This is a genomic window from Streptomyces albus subsp. chlorinus, assembly GCF_013302895.1.
Lineage (GTDB): Bacteria > Actinomycetota > Actinomycetes > Streptomycetales > Streptomycetaceae > Streptomyces > Streptomyces chlorinus.
Genome location: NZ_VJOK01000001.1, coordinates 746870 through 761469 on the forward strand (window position 1 = coordinate 746870; position 14600 = coordinate 761469).

Annotated in this window: 16 protein-coding genes and 1 pseudogene; 10 read left to right on the plus strand and 7 right to left on the minus strand. The window is 72.8% G+C overall.

Annotated features, from left to right (window positions below):
- Nucleotides 1–3: 3 nt before the first annotated feature.
- The gene (locus tag FM076_RS03455; RefSeq protein WP_173868466.1) at nucleotides 4–648 is read left to right on the plus strand and encodes a TetR family transcriptional regulator; all 645 of its coding nucleotides are present in this window, start codon (nucleotides 4–6) and stop codon (nucleotides 646–648) included.
- Nucleotides 649–846: 198 nt separating this feature from the next.
- Here FM076_RS03455 and def read toward each other — a convergent pair whose 3' ends face one another.
- Nucleotides 847–1404: a peptide deformylase gene (def, locus tag FM076_RS03460; protein WP_173868467.1), complete on the minus strand. Its 558-nt coding sequence runs from the start codon at nucleotides 1402–1404 to the stop codon at nucleotides 847–849.
- A 118-nt stretch (nucleotides 1405–1522) separates the two neighbouring features.
- Between def and FM076_RS03465 the strand changes: the two genes are divergently transcribed.
- The 4 genes from FM076_RS03465 (at nucleotide 1523) to FM076_RS03480 (ending at nucleotide 5008) form a co-directional block, all read left to right on the plus strand.
- Entirely contained in the window at nucleotides 1523–2761 is a 1239-nt protein-coding gene (locus tag FM076_RS03465; RefSeq protein ID WP_173868468.1) for a MurT ligase domain-containing protein, read from the plus strand.
- 95 nt (nucleotides 2762–2856) lie between these two features.
- Nucleotides 2857–3585 carry a type 1 glutamine amidotransferase gene (locus FM076_RS03470; protein ID WP_173868469.1) on the plus strand — a complete coding sequence of 243 codons (729 nt, stop codon included), beginning with the start codon at nucleotides 2857–2859 and terminating at the stop codon, nucleotides 3583–3585.
- Between the two features lie 120 nt (nucleotides 3586–3705).
- Nucleotides 3706–4665, plus strand: a complete 960-nt coding sequence (locus tag FM076_RS03475; protein ID WP_173868470.1) for a cytochrome c oxidase assembly protein — start codon at nucleotides 3706–3708, stop codon at nucleotides 4663–4665.
- Nucleotides 4666–4834: 169 nt separating this feature from the next.
- Complete coding sequence (locus FM076_RS03480) at nucleotides 4835–5008, plus strand: hypothetical protein (RefSeq protein WP_173868471.1); 174 nt, start codon at nucleotides 4835–4837, stop codon at nucleotides 5006–5008.
- Nucleotides 5009–5158: 150 nt separating this feature from the next.
- Here FM076_RS03480 and FM076_RS03485 read toward each other — a convergent pair whose 3' ends face one another.
- From FM076_RS03485 to FM076_RS03495, 3 genes are all read right to left on the minus strand, one after another.
- Complete coding sequence (locus FM076_RS03485; protein WP_173868472.1) at nucleotides 5159–5698, minus strand: DJ-1/PfpI/YhbO family deglycase/protease; 540 nt, start codon at nucleotides 5696–5698, stop codon at nucleotides 5159–5161.
- 160 nt (nucleotides 5699–5858) lie between these two features.
- Entirely contained in the window at nucleotides 5859–6689 is an 831-nt protein-coding gene (locus tag FM076_RS03490; RefSeq protein ID WP_173868473.1) for an ABC transporter permease, read from the minus strand.
- A 97-nt stretch (nucleotides 6690–6786) separates the two neighbouring features.
- Nucleotides 6787–7587: an ABC transporter ATP-binding protein gene (locus FM076_RS03495; protein WP_173868474.1), complete on the minus strand. Its 801-nt coding sequence runs from the start codon at nucleotides 7585–7587 to the stop codon at nucleotides 6787–6789.
- 73 nt (nucleotides 7588–7660) lie between these two features.
- Here FM076_RS03495 and FM076_RS03500 point away from each other — a divergent pair, with 73 nt between their 5' ends.
- The 3 genes from FM076_RS03500 (at nucleotide 7661) to FM076_RS34885 (ending at nucleotide 8987) form a co-directional block, all read left to right on the plus strand.
- Nucleotides 7661–8314, plus strand: a complete 654-nt coding sequence (locus FM076_RS03500) for a TetR/AcrR family transcriptional regulator (protein ID WP_173868475.1) — start codon at nucleotides 7661–7663, stop codon at nucleotides 8312–8314.
- Nucleotides 8311–8619, plus strand: a complete 309-nt coding sequence (locus FM076_RS03505; RefSeq protein ID WP_345944876.1) for a DUF6204 family protein — start codon at nucleotides 8311–8313, stop codon at nucleotides 8617–8619. Before FM076_RS03500 ends, FM076_RS03505 begins: the two co-directional genes overlap by 4 nt.
- A gap of 134 nt (nucleotides 8620–8753) precedes the next feature.
- Nucleotides 8754–8987, plus strand: a complete 234-nt coding sequence (locus FM076_RS34885) for a KGG domain-containing protein (RefSeq protein ID WP_173868477.1) — start codon at nucleotides 8754–8756, stop codon at nucleotides 8985–8987.
- A 241-nt stretch (nucleotides 8988–9228) separates the two neighbouring features.
- On the opposite strand, the pseudogene FM076_RS03515 reads toward FM076_RS34885, so the two are convergent.
- Nucleotides 9229–9677: pseudogene (locus FM076_RS03515) on the minus strand (YbhB/YbcL family Raf kinase inhibitor-like protein); the annotation flags it as partial.
- A gap of 391 nt (nucleotides 9678–10068) precedes the next feature.
- Here FM076_RS03515 and FM076_RS03520 point away from each other — a divergent pair.
- Nucleotides 10069–10878 (plus strand): 1-acyl-sn-glycerol-3-phosphate acyltransferase, encoded by an 810-nt coding sequence (locus FM076_RS03520; protein ID WP_173868478.1) that lies wholly within the window; start codon nucleotides 10069–10071, stop codon nucleotides 10876–10878.
- Nucleotides 10879–10986: 108 nt separating this feature from the next.
- Nucleotides 10987–12045: an NAD-dependent epimerase/dehydratase family protein gene (locus FM076_RS03525; protein ID WP_173868479.1), complete on the plus strand. Its 1059-nt coding sequence runs from the start codon at nucleotides 10987–10989 to the stop codon at nucleotides 12043–12045.
- A gap of 157 nt (nucleotides 12046–12202) precedes the next feature.
- Here FM076_RS03525 and FM076_RS03530 read toward each other — a convergent pair whose 3' ends face one another.
- Together FM076_RS03530 and FM076_RS03535 are read right to left on the minus strand one after the other, a co-directional pair.
- Nucleotides 12203–13852, minus strand: a complete 1650-nt coding sequence (locus FM076_RS03530; RefSeq protein ID WP_173874486.1) for an alpha/beta hydrolase — start codon at nucleotides 13850–13852, stop codon at nucleotides 12203–12205.
- A 160-nt stretch (nucleotides 13853–14012) separates the two neighbouring features.
- Nucleotides 14013–14600 (minus strand): urease accessory protein UreD (locus tag FM076_RS03535; RefSeq protein WP_173868480.1); only part of this gene is annotated, 588 nt, incomplete at its 5' end.

Consider the following 14600-nt stretch of genomic DNA (forward strand, 5'->3'; position numbering starts at 1 on the left):
CACATGGGGACCACGCGGCAGGACGACCGGGCCGGCGGCAGCGAGCAGCGGCGCCGGGAACTGCTGGAGGCCGCCGAGCGGGTCGTGCTCCGGGAAGGACCCGGCGCCTCCATGAACGCCATCGCCGCCGAGGCCGGCATCACCAAGCCCATCCTCTACCGGCACTTCGGCGACAAGGGCGGCCTCTACCGCGCCCTGGCCGTCCGTCACACCGACGCGCTGCTGGCCTCACTGCGCGCCGCGCTCGACGCGCCCCGCGACCGCCGCGAGCGCGTCGAGGAGACCCTGGACACCTATCTGGCCGCCATCGAGGACCACCCGCAGGTCTATCGCTTCCTCATGCACCCTGCCGAGGACGCCTCCACCAGCGAACGGGGCTTCGACGTCGGCCAGCACTCGGCGCCACTGCTGCGGCGCCTGGGCGAGGAACTGGCCAAGGTGATCGCCGAACGGCTCGACCTGGGGCCCGACAGCGAGGAGCTGGCCCGGGTGTGGGGGCACGGCATCGTCGGGATGATGCACGCGGCCGGGGACTGGTGGCTGCGGGAGAAGCCGTGCGAACGCGCCCGGCTGGTACGTCACCTGGCGGATCTGCTGTGGGGCAGACTGGCCGCCGCCGGCGACCGTGTGGGCGGCCCGGGCTTCTGATCGCGGGTTCGCAATCCCGGTTCACAATCCGGGTTGGCGAACGGGGTTGGCGATCCCAGTTCGCGAACCAGGTCTCCGAAGCTGGTTCGGAAACCTGGTTCGCCAAGCTGGTTCGCCAGCCTTGTTCGCGAACCCCGTTTGCGAAACCGGTTTCCGGCCCCCGTCGGCGTCCCGTGCCGACTCCCGCCGGGGCCCGGCTCACTCCCCCGTCGGCAACGGCCGCGACCAGTCCGCCCTGCGGACGGCACGCAGGGCGCGCCAGCGCGCGATCCCGCCGAGCCGGTCGGTGTAGACGCGCCCCTCCAGGTGGTCGCACTCGTGCTGGAGGCAGCGGGCGAAGAAGCCGGTGCCCTCGATGCGCACCGGCGCCCCGTGGACGTCCTCGCCCACGACGACGGCCACGTCGGCGCGCGGCGTCGGGGCCTCCAGCCCGGGCAGGGACAGACAGCCCTCGGGTCCGCGCACGGTCGCGCCCTCCGTGTGCACCAGGCGCGGGTTGACCACGTGGCCCCGGTGCCGGTTGTCCTCGTCGTCCGGGCAGTCGTAGACGAAGATCCGCAGCGGCACCCCGACCTGGCAGGCGGCGAGCCCCACGCCGTGGGCCGCGTACATCGAGGCGAACAGGTCCTCGACCAGCCCCGCCGTCGGCCGGTCGTCCGCGGTCACGGGACGGCTGGGGGTGTGCAGCACGGGATCGCCGTACGTCCGCAGGGGGAGTACGGCTCCGGCAGAGCCCGGGATCCGGCCGCGTCGCATGGACGCCACCCTACGCCGGGGGCTTGCCGGGTGATCTTCGCAGGGTGGCGCGGTCGGGAGCCGGCCGGGATCTCGGTAGGCTTCTCCTCTACGCGAGGGGCAAGGAGGTTCAGACACGATGGCAGGCAATGCGGAGCCGCTGTCGGCGCGGTCGAAGCTGGCCGTCACGGCAGGCAAGGCGGCCGCGGCGGTGTCGCGGGCTGCGGGCCGCGGCAGCGGGTCGGTGATCGGCGGCAAGGTGGCGCTCAAGCTCGATCCCGACCTGTTGCAGCGGCTGGCCCAGCACCTGGACGTGGTACTGGTGTCCGCCACCAACGGCAAGACGACGACCACCCGGCTGATCGCCGAGGCGCTGCGTGCCAACGGTGAGGTGGTCTCCAACGCGCTGGGTGCCAACATGCCTGCCGGGATCACCTCGGCGCTGGCCGGCGGCTCGAACGCGCGCTACGGCGTCATCGAGGTCGACGAGAAGTACCTGGCCGGCGTCGCACGGGACACCACGCCGAAGGCCATAGCGCTGCTGAACCTCTCGCGTGACCAGCTCGACCGCGCCGCCGAGACCCGGATGCTGGCCGAGCGGTGGCGCGAGGGCCTCTCCGGCCAGAAGGCCGTCATCGTGGCCAACGCGGACGACCCGCTGGTGGTCTGGGCCGCCTCCTCCTCCCCCAACGTGGTGTGGGTCGCCGCGGGCCAGGAGTGGAAGGACGACGCGTGGTCGTGCCCGGCGTGCGGCGGCGTGATGCAGCGGCCGGGCGACGACTGGTTCTGCGCCGAGTGCGGCTTCCGCCGCCCCACGCCGACCTGGGCCCTCTCCGGCGACCACGTGCTGGACCCGCACGGATCCGCCTGGCCCATCCACCTCCAGCTCCCCGGCCGCGCCAACAGGGCCAACGCCGCCACCTCCGCCGCCGTGGCCGCCGCGTTCGGGGTGCCGCCGCAGGTCGCGCTGGAGCGGATGTACGCGGTCAAGGCGGTCGCGGGCCGCTACGACGTGGTGCAGTACCAGGGCCGGGACATGCGCCTGCTGCTGGCGAAGAACCCCGCCGGCTGGCTGGAGACCTTCTCGCTGATCGACCCGCCGCCCACGCCGGTGATCCTGTCGGTGAACGCGCGCAGCGCGGACGGCACCGACACCTCGTGGCTGTGGGACGTGGACTACGGGCGGCTGGCCGGGCACCCGATCTGTGTGATCGGCGACCGGAAGCTGGACCTGGCGGTGCGGCTGGAGGTCGCGGGCGTGCAGTTCCAGGTGTGCGAGAACCCGGCGGACGCGGTGCGCAGGTGCCCGCCCGGCCGGATCGAGACCATCGCGAACTACACCGCCTTCCAGGACCTGCGCCGCGCCGTCGGCAACTGATCACCCGTACCCTGAGGGGACGGGCCGTCGAGCCAGGCGACGCGGAGGCGTCGAGAGTTCGTCCCCTTACCATCCGCGCAAGGAGAACTGGCGGCATGAGTGACACGAGTCTGCGTCTGGTCTGGGTCTACCCCGACCTGCTGAGCACCTACGGCGACCAGGGCAACGCGCTCGTGGTGGAGAGGCGGGCGCGGCAGCGCGGGCTGGACGTCCAGCGGCTGGACGTCCGCTCGGACCAGCCGATCCCGACGTCCGGCGACATCTACCTGATCGGCGGCGGCGAGGACCGGCCGCAGCGGCTGGCGGCCGAGCGGCTGCTGCGCGACGGCGGTCTGACCCGCGCGGTCGACAACGGCGCGATCGTCTTCGCCGTCTGCGCCGGCTACCAGATCATGGGCCACGAGTTCGTCAACGACCTGGGCGAGCGGTCCGCCGGCCTCGGCCTGCTGGACGTGGTCAGCAGCCGGGGCCAGGCCGAGCGGTGCGTGGGCGACGTGCTGGGGGACTCCGACGAGGCGCTGGGGCTGCCCCCGCTCACCGGCTTCGAGAACCACCAGGGCATCACGCACCTCGGTCCCGGGGTGCGCCCGCTGGCCCGGGTGCGGCTCGGCCACGGCAACGGGACCGGCGACGGCACCGAGGGCGCCTGGCGGGACACGGTCTTCGGCACCTACCTGCACGGTCCGGTGCTGGCCCGCAACCCGCAGATCGCGGACATGCTGATCAAGCTGTCGCTGGACGTCAACGCGCTGACGCCGGTCGACGACACCTGGTACGAGGCGCTGCGGCAGGAGCGCATCGCGGCCGCGACCCAGCCGGCCTGACCCGGCGGACGCGGAGAGTACACGGACACCACCGCCCGTGGCGGGCGCCCCCGTGGAGGCGCCCGCCACGGGCGGTTCTAGTCTGGTGCGGGCGTATCGGTCGGTTGCGGGAGAGTTCGGATGGATCACGGCGGACACGGCATGACGATGGATCTGCCGCCGTTCACGGTCGCGCGGGGCCTGGAGTTCACGGGCGAACCGTTCTTCCTGGTGGGGTGCCTGCTGGCGCTGGCCCTCTACGGCTGGGGCGTGGTGCGCCTGCGGCGGCGGGGCGACGCGTGGCCAGTGTCCCGCGTCGTCGGGTTCACGGCGGGCGTGCTGACCGTGGCTCTGGTGATGTGCACGGCGCTCAACGAGTACGGCATGGTGCTCTTCAGCGTGCACATGGTGCAGCACATGGTGATCAGCATGCTCTCGCCGATCCTGCTCCTGCTGGGCGCCCCGGTGACGCTGGCGCTGCGGGCGCTGCCCTCGGCCAACCGCAGCCAGGGCGCGCGCAAGGGGCCGCGGGAACTGCTGGTCGCCCTGCTGCACAGCCGCTACATGCGGGTGATCACGCACCCGGCGTTCACCATCCCGCTGTTCATCGCGAGCCTGTACGCGCTGTACTTCACCCCGCTGTTCGACTTCCTGATGGGCTCCAAGGCGGGGCACATCGCGATGATGGTGCACTTCCTCGCGGTGGGACTCGTCTTCTTCTGGCCCATCATGGGCGTGGACCCTGGCCCGCACCGCCCCGGTTACGTGATGCGGATGCTGGAGCTGTTCGCGGGGATGCCCTTCCACGCCTTCTTCGGGATCGCGCTGATGATGGCGTCGGAACCGATGGTGGACACCTACGCCGACCCGCCCGCGTCCCTGGGCGTCGGTGCCCTGTCCGACCAGTCCGCGGCGGGCGGCATCGCCTGGGCGTTCAGTGAGATCCCGTCGGTGATCGTGCTGGTGGCGCTGGTCTTCCAGTGGTACGTCAGCGAGCAGCGCCAGGCCCGTCGCCAGGACCGCCGTGCGGACCGGGACGGGGACAAGGAACTGGCGGCGTACAACGCGTATCTGGCCTCCCTCCGCACCGGCGAGCGCTGAGTCCGCCCGCCTTCCCCCCTTGCGAGGGCGCGGGAAGGCGGGAGGGCGGGCGCGTCAGGGTGCGCGGTGGCGCACCGGGCCGCGGGCAGGCGACCATGGGACCTGGCCGCGGCCTTCGCGCGTGCGCGACCGGCACGCCCGGGGCCGCCGGGAGGAGGACGGTTCTGTGATGGCTGGACTGACACGCATACCGGCGTCCGCGAAGGCGATGACCGTCTGCACGGTCGTGGGCCTGGTGGTGGTCACGGCGTACTCCGTGGCGCTGGGCAGCAGCGGATGGCTGTGGTTCTGCTGGGTCGTGCTGGGGCTGGTCACGCTGGGGGTGTTCGCCACTCGCAACTGAGCGGCGCACGTCGTGTCCGCGGCGCGCACGGACGATCGGGAGCGGCGAGACAGCGACGAGACCGGGCCGGGCCCCGGCGCCCTCCTCCGGGAGAGGCGCCGGGGCCCGGCTGTGCGAGGGAGTACCGGCGTGAGCGGGGGGCCGGACCGGTCAGCCGCCGGCGCCGAACTCCGTCAGGAACGCCTTGTCGAAGGCCTCCAGATCGTCCGGCTTCCGGCTGGTGATCAGCTTGTTGGCGCCGCCGTCGCAGACCTTGACCTGCGCGTCGACCCAGGTGCCGCCCGCGTTGCGGATGTCGGTACGCAGGCTGGGGTACGAGGTGAGGGTCCGGCCCCGCACCACGTCGGCCTCGACCAGGGTCCAGGGCGCGTGGCAGATCGCGGCGACCGGCAGGCCCGCGTCGAAGAAGCCCTTCACGAACGCGACGGCCTTCTCGTCGGTGCGCAGGAAGTCGGGGTTGGCCACCCCGCCGGGCAGGACCAGTCCGTCGAAGTCGGACGGCTCGGCCTGGGATACGAGTTGGTCCACGGGGAAGGTGTCGGCCCTGTCCAGATGGTTGAACGCCTGGATCCTCTCCCCGCCGGTGGACAGCAGGACGGGCGTGCCGCCCGCGCTCTTCACGGCGTCCCACGGGTCGGTCAGCTCGATCTGTTCGGCGCCCTCGGGCGCGACGAGAAAGGCAACACGCACGTGGCCTCACGTCCTTTCCGTCATCTCGGGTGCGCCCGACGGGTCCCCGCTGTGCGATCGCCCATGCGTGCCGGCAACGCCGGGTCCGCGTGCCGGAAGCACCGGATCCGCGAACGGACGGGCGTCCGGCAGCCGGGCTCCCAGTCCGGCCGCCGCGCTCTCAGGAGCGGGCCCTGCCGCCCCCACCGCCCGTCCGCCCGAAGAGCCGTACTGCCCCGGCCAGGCACAGCGCGGCGAAGGCGGCGGTGACGGCGGCACCCGCCGCGACCGTGCCGGTGGTCAGCTCGCCGTGGAAGACCTCACGCACGGCATCGACGGTGTAGCGGAACGGGACGGCGCGGGAGAGGCCCTCCAGCCATCCGGGGGCGAGACTCATCGGGAGCAGCAGACCGGAGAGGAGCATCAGGGGCATCACAGCGGTGTTGGCGATGGCGGCGAACTCGGGCGGGGTCCTGATGCGCATGGCCAGGCCGTGGGAGAGGACGGCGAGCGCGCCCGCCAGCAGGGCGACGAGGAGCAGCCCGGCCACGACGCCCCAGAGCGGGGCACGCAGTCCGAGGGCGAGGCCGAGCAGGACGAGCAGCACGGCCTGCGTAAGGAGTTGCACGACATCGCGCAGCGCCCTGCCCAGCAGCAGGGCCGACGGGCTGACCGGGGTGACCCGCATCCGGTCGACGACGCCCGCGTTCCGCTCCATCAGCAGGCCGAGACCGACGTAGGAGCCGCCCAGCAGCGCGAGCTGGACGAGCACGCCGGGGACGAACGTCTGCCAGGAGGAGCCCTCCACGCCCAGGTCGAGGCGGGTCAGCAGCGGCCCGAACAGGGCGAGGAAGAGCAGGGGCTGGAGCATGCCGAAGAACAGGTTCGTCTTCGAGCGCAGCGTGGCGCGCAGACAGCGGCCGAAGATCAGGCGGGTGTCGGCCCAGAGGTGTCCGCGCGGTCCGAGGGGCGCGGCGGCGGTGGGTGACGTGGTCTCGGTGCGGGAGGTCATGGCTCTTCCGTAGGGGTGTCGGGACCGGAGGGTGTCGGTGAGGACGCGGCCGGGGCAGCGGGGTATCGGGAGGGACGCGGCGGGGGCCGGTGGCCGGTCAGACGGCGACGGGTTCGTGGCTGGGGCCGCGTCCGGTCAGGGCGAGGAACGCGTCCTGGAGCGAGGCGCCGGGCCGCCGGCCGTGGTCGCGCTTGAGCGCCTCCGGGGTGCCCTGGGCCACGACGCGGCCCCCGTCCACGATGACGACGCGGTCGGCGAGGGCGTCGGCCTCGTCCAGGTAGTGGGTGGTCAGGAAGACGGTGGTGCCCTGTTCGCGGCGGACGCGGCGGACCAGGTCCCACAGTTCGGCGCGGCTGCCCGGGTCGAGCCCGGTGGTGGGCTCGTCGAGGAACAGCACCTGGGGGTGGTTGACCAGGCCGAGGGCGATCTCGACCCGGCGGCGCTGCCCTCCGGACAGGGCCGCGGTGGGCCGGTCCATGAGACCGTCCAGGCCGAGGTCGGCGGCCAGTTCGTCGGCCCGGCGGCGGGCCTGGTCCTTGGGCATGCGGTGCAGCCGGCCCTGGGTGACCAGTTCCTCGCGGACACCGCAGGCCGGGTCGAGGCCGCCCGCCTGGGCGACGTAGCCGATGCGGGAGCGGACGGCCGACGGCTCGGCACGCAGGTCGTGGCCGGCGATGCGGGCGGTGCCGCCGGTGGGGCGCAGCAGGGTGGTGAGCATGCGCAGCGTGGTGGTCTTCCCCGCGCCGTTGGGCCCGAGGAAGCCGAGGATCTCGCCGCGCGGCACGCTCAGGTCGATGCCGCGCACGGCGTGCACCGGGCCGGACTTGAGGGTGTAGGTGAGGCTGAGCGAGCGGATGTCGAGGGCGGGTTCGGACGGGCTGGGGGGTCGGGATGTCATGGCGCCGATGGAAGCACAACGGACTGAAAAATTGCAATGCGATTCATTTTTGCAGCCGGGTTAGACTTCTCGTATGAGCGAAGGGCTGCGGGAGCGCAAGAAGCGGCAGACACGGCAGCGCATCCGCGAGGTGGCCATCCGGCTGTTCGTGGAGCGGGGCTTCGACAAGGTCACGATCGCCGAGGTCGCCGCGGAGGCCGAGGTGTCCGTGAACACCCTCTACAACTACTTCGAGGCCAAGGAGGACCTCGTCCTGCCGCCGGACGAGGCCTCGCCCCTGCGGCTCGCCGACATCGTGAGGGAGCGGGCGCCCGGCCGCTCCCCCGCCGGCGCGGTGCTCGACCGGCTGCGCGCCGAGGTGCGCGGGCGGGAGCGGCAGATCGGCCTCACGGAGGGGTTCGGTGCCGTCTTCGCGATGATGCGGTCCGCCCCGACGCTCACCGCCCGCCTGGAGGACCTGGGCCGCGAGATGACCGACGCCCTCGCCGCGCAGCTCGCCGAGGAGACCGGCACCGGGCGCGACGACCCGGAACTGTGCGCCGTGGCCGGGCAGATCGGCTGGTTCCACTCCCTGGTGTTCGCCGAGATCGGCCGCCGGCTGGTCGCCGGACGCACTCCCGACGAGATCGCCGCCGACGTGCTCCGCCTCCTCGACGCCGTCGAGGACCTCCTGGGCGAGCGCGCCTTCACCTACGCCGTACGAGAGGACCGACCGTGTTCCGGGTGACCGTACGAGGAACCTTCACCGAGCTTGACGGGACGAGCCGCGCCGCGCTGCGGACGGCGTCGGAGGGCTTCGGCGCCTCCTTCACCGAGGCCGGCACCTTCACCTGCGACAGCAGCCTGTCCGCCTTCACCTTCCGCTGCCAGGTCCCGCCGCCGCCCGAGGGCGAGGTCGCGGACGAGGAGGCGTGGGCGGCGCAGCGCGCGACGGAGGCGCTGGAGGCGCACGGCCATCCCCACCGTGTGCTCCGCCTGGCGGTCACGGACATGCGCGGCATCAGGATCCGCCGCAAGGGCCGTAGCCGCTGAGCCGCGCACACCGGCCGCTCCCCGCCCGTCCTCCGGACATCATCCGGTCCGCCGCCTCACCCTGTTTGAGTCCGGCCACCCGGGTACCCGGCGCCCCACAGACCGCATCCCACGTCAGTGAGGAGGGATTCGCCATGGCCGAGAACCAGGGCAACTTCGCCAACGACCGCGAGCGCGCCTCCCAGGCCGGTCAGAAGGGCGGCCACGAGAGCGGCGGCAACTTCGCCAACAATCCGCGGCGTGCCTCCGAGGCCGGCCGGAAGGGCGGCCACGAGAGCGGCGGCAACTTCGCCAACGACCGTGAGCGCGCGTCCGAGGCCGGCCGGAAGGGCGGCCGGACGAGCGGCGGCGGTCAGGGCACCAGCTGAACCGCTCCGGCGCACAGCCGCGCCGCACCGCGAGGAACAGGGCCAACCATCCTGCCTCGCCTCCTGGGGCCGGTGGGCCGGACGCCATGCGTCCGGCCCACCGGCCCCGTCCGTGCCGCGGCGCCGCCGCCCCGGCGCGGTCCGACGCCTGACCGCCGCAAGGACTCCCGACGCCCCCCGGCTTCGGAAGTCGCGGCCCCCGGAACGCCCCCTGCCGCACGGGGGCTCCGCAGGGCGGGACCCGCCGCCTCAGCGCTGGTAGCGTCCCGCTGGCGAGTTCCTCACGCGTGGCCGCCTCTCGCGCCTCGTCGGCGGACACGCCGTCAGGGAGCCGCAGGGGCCCGGGGAGGGCGTAGAGGCGGAAGAAGTAGCGGTGCGCGGAGTCGCCGGCCGGGGGCTGCGGTCCGCCCCAGCCCGGCTCCCCGAAACCGTTCGTCAGCTCCGTGCCGCCCCGGGCGTCTCGCCGCTCTCCGCCCCCGTGCTCCCCGGATCGACCCCGGTGACCAGCCAGTGGAGGAAGGTCCCGGTCGGCGCGTCGGGGTCCTCGCACAGCAGCAGCAGTTCCGCCGTACCGTCCGGAACGCCGGACCAGCTCAGCGGAGGGGAGACGTTCTCCCCCAGCTTCGCGAAGCGGTCCGGGATGTACGCGTGATCGTTGAACGCCGCGCTTCGCAGCTCGATACCAGCCATGCGCACCGCCGTACCCGGATGACCCCCGTGGGACATCCGGTTCACCGCGCGTCCCACCGCAACGGCCGGTCGCCATCGGCCGAACGTCATACCGCCCTCACCCGTCCGGGAACCGCGTCCGGGCACTCGGGCCGGCCTCGCCGCAGGCCCGCTCGCCGAGGTGTGCCCCGTACAGGCATTCGCCGACTTCCCCCTCTCGCAGGCACTACGATCGTTACCTCGATCACACCGCTGACTCGGCGTCAGCAAAAGCAGCGAGGAACCAGCATGAGTCCGATCAGACCTGGTCCCAGGAGGTCAGACACGCGAAGAGCCGGGGCTCCGCCGATTGGCCTTCCGCCCTGCGGAAAACCAGCCAGTGAGCCGATCCCGCAGAGCCCGAGGTGATCCCGTGTTCTATTACGTCCTCAAGTACGTCCTGCTGGGGCCGCTGCTGAGGCTGCTGTTCCGGCCCCGGATCGAGGGGCTGGAGAACGTGCCGGACGAGGGCGCCGCGATCATCGCGGGCAACCATCTGTCCTTCTCCGACCACTTCGTGATGCCGGCGATCCTCAAGCGCCGTATCACCTTCCTCGCCAAGGCCGAGTACTTCACCGGGCCGGGCCTCAAGGGACGGCTGACGGCGGCGTTCTTCCACAGCGTCGGGCAGATCCCCGTGGACCGCTCCGGGAAGGGCGCCGGGCAGGCCGCCATCGAGGAGGGGCTGCGGGTGCTGCGCAAGGGGGAGCTGCTCGGCATCTACCCGGAGGGCACCCGCTCCCACGACGGCCGCCTCTACAAGGGCCGGGTCGGCGTCGCGGCCATGGCGCTCGGCGCCGGGGTGAAGGTGGTTCCCTGCGCCATGGTGGGCACCTTCGAACTCCAGCCGCCGGGACGGAAGCTGCCGCGCGTCGGCCGGGTCACCATCAGGTTCGGCGCCCCGCTGGACTTCTCCCGGTTCGCGGGCATGGAGTCGGAGCGTACGGTGCTGCGGGCCGTCACCGACGAGATCATCCACGAGATCATGCGGCTGTCCGGGCAGGAGTACGTGGACATGTACGCGCCGGACGCGAAGGCCGCCCAGGCCCGGGAGCGGGCCCGCGAGAAGGAGGGGCGGGCCCGGGGGAAGAAGGGGCCAGGACGCGTCCGGGGCCGGACGGCGGAGGAGCGGCGGGAGGAGACGGGCGCACGGGCCGACGGTGACGCCGCGCCGTCGGCGTAGGCGGTGGCGGCACGGCACTCGGCGCGGTGGGCCATGTGCGCCGTGAGCGTAATCGTCAACGGCGAAACAGGCTGTCCGGCCGGCGCCCCCGGTGCCTAGCGTGCGGCCATGGTGAACGCATCACGAGCCCTGGTTCTGGGGGCGACAGGACAGATCGGACGGCCGGTGGTGACCGCGCTGGCCGAGGACGGGTGGGAGGTCACGGCGGCGTCCCGGGGCGGAGGCCGGGACGCGCGGTGGCCGGAGGGGGTGGGGACCCTCACCCTGGACCGGGAGGAGCCCGGCGCCCTGGAGGAGGCCGTCGGGGACGGCTACGACCTGCTGGTGGACATGACGGCCATGACGGCCGGTCACGCCCGGCAGATCACCGGCCTGGCCGACAGGCTCGGCTCCGCCGTGGTCTTCTCCAGCGGCGCGGTGTACGAGGACGACCAGGGCCGCAGTTTCGCGACGCAGGCCGAACCCGACGGCTGGCCGCGCTATCCGGTGCCGGTCCCGGAGACGGCCAGGACCGTGGCCCCCGGCGAGGAGGACTACGGCTCGCTCAAGGTCCTGATCGAGAACCAACTGACGGGGCTGGGCGACCGGTTGCCGGTCACGATGCTGCGGGCGAGCGCGGTCTACGGACCGTACTGCCGTACGCCGCGCGAGCTGTGGTTCGTCAAGCGGTGGCTGGACGGGCGGCGGGTGCGGGTGCTGGCCCACGGCGGGGAGAGCCGCTTCCACCCCGCGAGCGTGCGGAACATCGCCGAGTTGGTGCGGCTGTCCGCGCTGAAGCCGGGCGCGCGGGTTCTCAACGCGGCCGACCCGGAGGCGCCGACCGTCGCGCGGATCGGTGAGCTGCACGACCAGGTGCTCGGCTGGGAGTGCGAGACGGTGCTGCTGGAGGGGGCGCCGCCGAAGGAGGAGCCGATGGTCGGCATCACCCCCTGGTCGCTGCCGTTCCCGCTGGTGCTGGACATGGCGGCGGCGGAGCGGGAGTTGGGCTACCGGCCGGTGACGACCTACGAGCAGGCGCTGCCGGAGACGCTGGAGTGGCTGGTCGGCCAGGTCCGGGGCCGGGACTGGCGGGAGGCACTGCCGAAGATGGCTGCCAACTACGACCCGATTGGCGAGCTGTTCGACTACGCGGCCGAGGACCGCTGGCTGGAGCGGCACCGGGGCTGAGGCCGCAAGGCGGAGCACCGGGGCCGAGGCCGCAAGACAGAGCCCCGGGACTGAGGCCGCGAGGCGGAAGTGCCGCGGGGGCGGGCCGGAAGAGTTGCCGGTCCGCCCCCGCGGGGTGTCCTCCGCGGTGGGACTCAGTGTGCGCCCGGCGCGGGCGTCACGGAGCGGGCGCGGGAAGGACCGGGACCTCGGCCGGGGCCTTCGCCGCGGAGCCGGCCGCGGACCTGGCCGGCTGCGGCTCGGCGTGCCGCGAGCAGGTCACGTCCTTGGCGTCGACGGTGCCCTTGAGCAGATAGGCGTCGACGCGCTCGTTGACGCAGGGGTTCTTGAGGTTGGTGATGCCGTGCGAGCCGGCGTCCTTCTCGGTGATCAGCCGCGAGCCCTTGAGCCGCTTGTGCAGCTCCACACCGCCCGGGTAGGGCGTGGCCGCGTCGCGCGTGGCCTGGATCACCAGCACCGGGTGCGACGTCTTCGCGCGGATGTCGAGTGCCTGGTGCTGCTTGAGGGGCCAGACGGCGCAGGGGTAGTTCATCCACGCGTTGGACCAGGTGAGGAAGGGGTACTTCTCGTGCAGCCGGGTGTTGTCCCGGTCCCAGGTCTTCCAGTCGCGCGGCCACTGCGCGTCGTTGCACTCGACGGCCGTGTAGACGGCGTTGCCGTTCTCGCTGGCCTTGTTGCCCGCGACGTCCGACATGTCGGGGCCGGCGGCCTCGATCAGCGGCTTCCGGTCACCCTTGAGGTAGGCGGACCACACAGAGGCCACGTTCGCCCAGGCCGAGTCGTAGTACGGGGCGCTCTGGAAGAAGCCCAGCAGTTCGGCGGGGCCGACGACGCCGCCGATGGGGTCCTTCTTCGCCGTGGCGCGCAGCTCGCGCCACTTGGCCTCGATCTTCTCGGGCGTCGCGCCGATGCCGTAGACGTCGTCGTGCTTGGCGACCCACTTCTTCCAGTCCTCCCAGCGGGTCTGGAAGGCGATGTCCTGGTCGAGGTTGACGTCGTACCAGACCTTGCGCGGGGAGGGGTTGACCGCGCTGTCGGTGATCATCCGGCGGATGTGGCCGGGGAACAGCTCGGCGTAGACGGCGCCCAGGTAGGTGCCGTACGAGACACCGAGGTAGTTGAGCTTCTTGTCACCGAGCGCGGCACGGATGACGTCGAGGTCACGGGCCGTGTTGGGCGTGGTCATCTGGGCGAGGAGGCCGCCGCTGCGCTCCTTGCAGCCGTTCGCGTACTCGGTGGCGAGCTTGCGCTGGGCGCGCTTGTCGGCCTCGCTGTCGGGGACCGGGTCCATCTTGGGGGCCTTGACCCACTCCTGCGGGTCGGCGCAGGAGATGGGGGCGGAGTGGCCCACGCCGCGCGGGTCGAAGCCGACGAAGTCGTAGGCGGTGGCGGCCTTGGCCCACAGCGGGTTCTTGGCCGGTATGCGGTTGGGGAAGGCCAGCCCTGAGCCGCCGGGACCGCCCGGGTTGTAGACGAGGGAGCCCTGGCGCTGCTCCTTGCCGCCGGTGCTGCGCGCCCGGTCGACGGCGATCTTGATCTGCTTGCCGTCGGGCTTGGCGTAGTCGAGGGGCACGCTCACCCAGCCGCACTCGACGCCCTTCTGGAGTCCCCAGTCGGCGGGGCACTCCTTCCAGTCGATGCCGGCCCGGGCGGCGCGCGCCGCGGCCTTCTGGACGCCGCGGGCCTCGGCGCCGCCGTGCCGCTCGGCGGACCGCGCACGGGTACCGGTGCCGTCCGCGAAGGCGGACGGGACGGATATCAGGCCCGCTGTGAGGGTTCCGGCGGCCAGGGTGCCGGCGACGGCCATGGCCGCCTTCCGTCTTGTCACGTGTGCTCTTCCCCCTTCGGGTACTGCCGCGTGTGACGGCGGTGATCGGTGACCACGGTGGTGGCCGGCGACCACATGGTGGTGTCAGAGGGATCCTTGTCCCTTACAGGCCGTAAGGGACAGGGCGGAGATTGGTTCTTTACCAAGACGTATCTTTGGCGGCCGGCTCCCCCGAAGGAGGGGTCAACGCCCCCTCCAGCACCCGGCGCAGCCGCAGCGCGTCGGCCGCCACGGCCGACACCAGCACCGCAGGACCGGCCAGCGGGGTGAGGGCGGCCGTCCCACCGAGCAGCCGCGACTCGGCCGGCGCGTCCTCGAAGCCCGGGTCCACGACGAGCAGTTGGCCCACCGCGCGGTGCCCGCCGAGCACCGCCGGACCGTCCCAGCCGGGCGCACCCGGACCGAAGTCGAGCTGCTGGTCGAGCAGCGGCCGCCCGGCGCGGAACACGGTCAGCCGGGTGCTGAGCCGGCCGGAGGTCTCCCCCGCCCGGCCCAGCACCTGCTCGTCCCGCAGCACCAGCCGGGCTCCCGGCGCCAGGTCGACGCGGAGGCGCTGGCGCAGTTCGCTGCCGCGGACGGAGATCAGGGGTTCGGGCAGCCAGTGCAGCAGCCCGCCCTCGCCCACCTCCAGCCGTACGTCGTAGTGGGCGGGTTCCGCCGTGCGGCCGGGCAGGGCGAGGGTGGCGGCGCTGCCGTCCACGCGCAGTGCCGCCCCCGGCTCGACCCG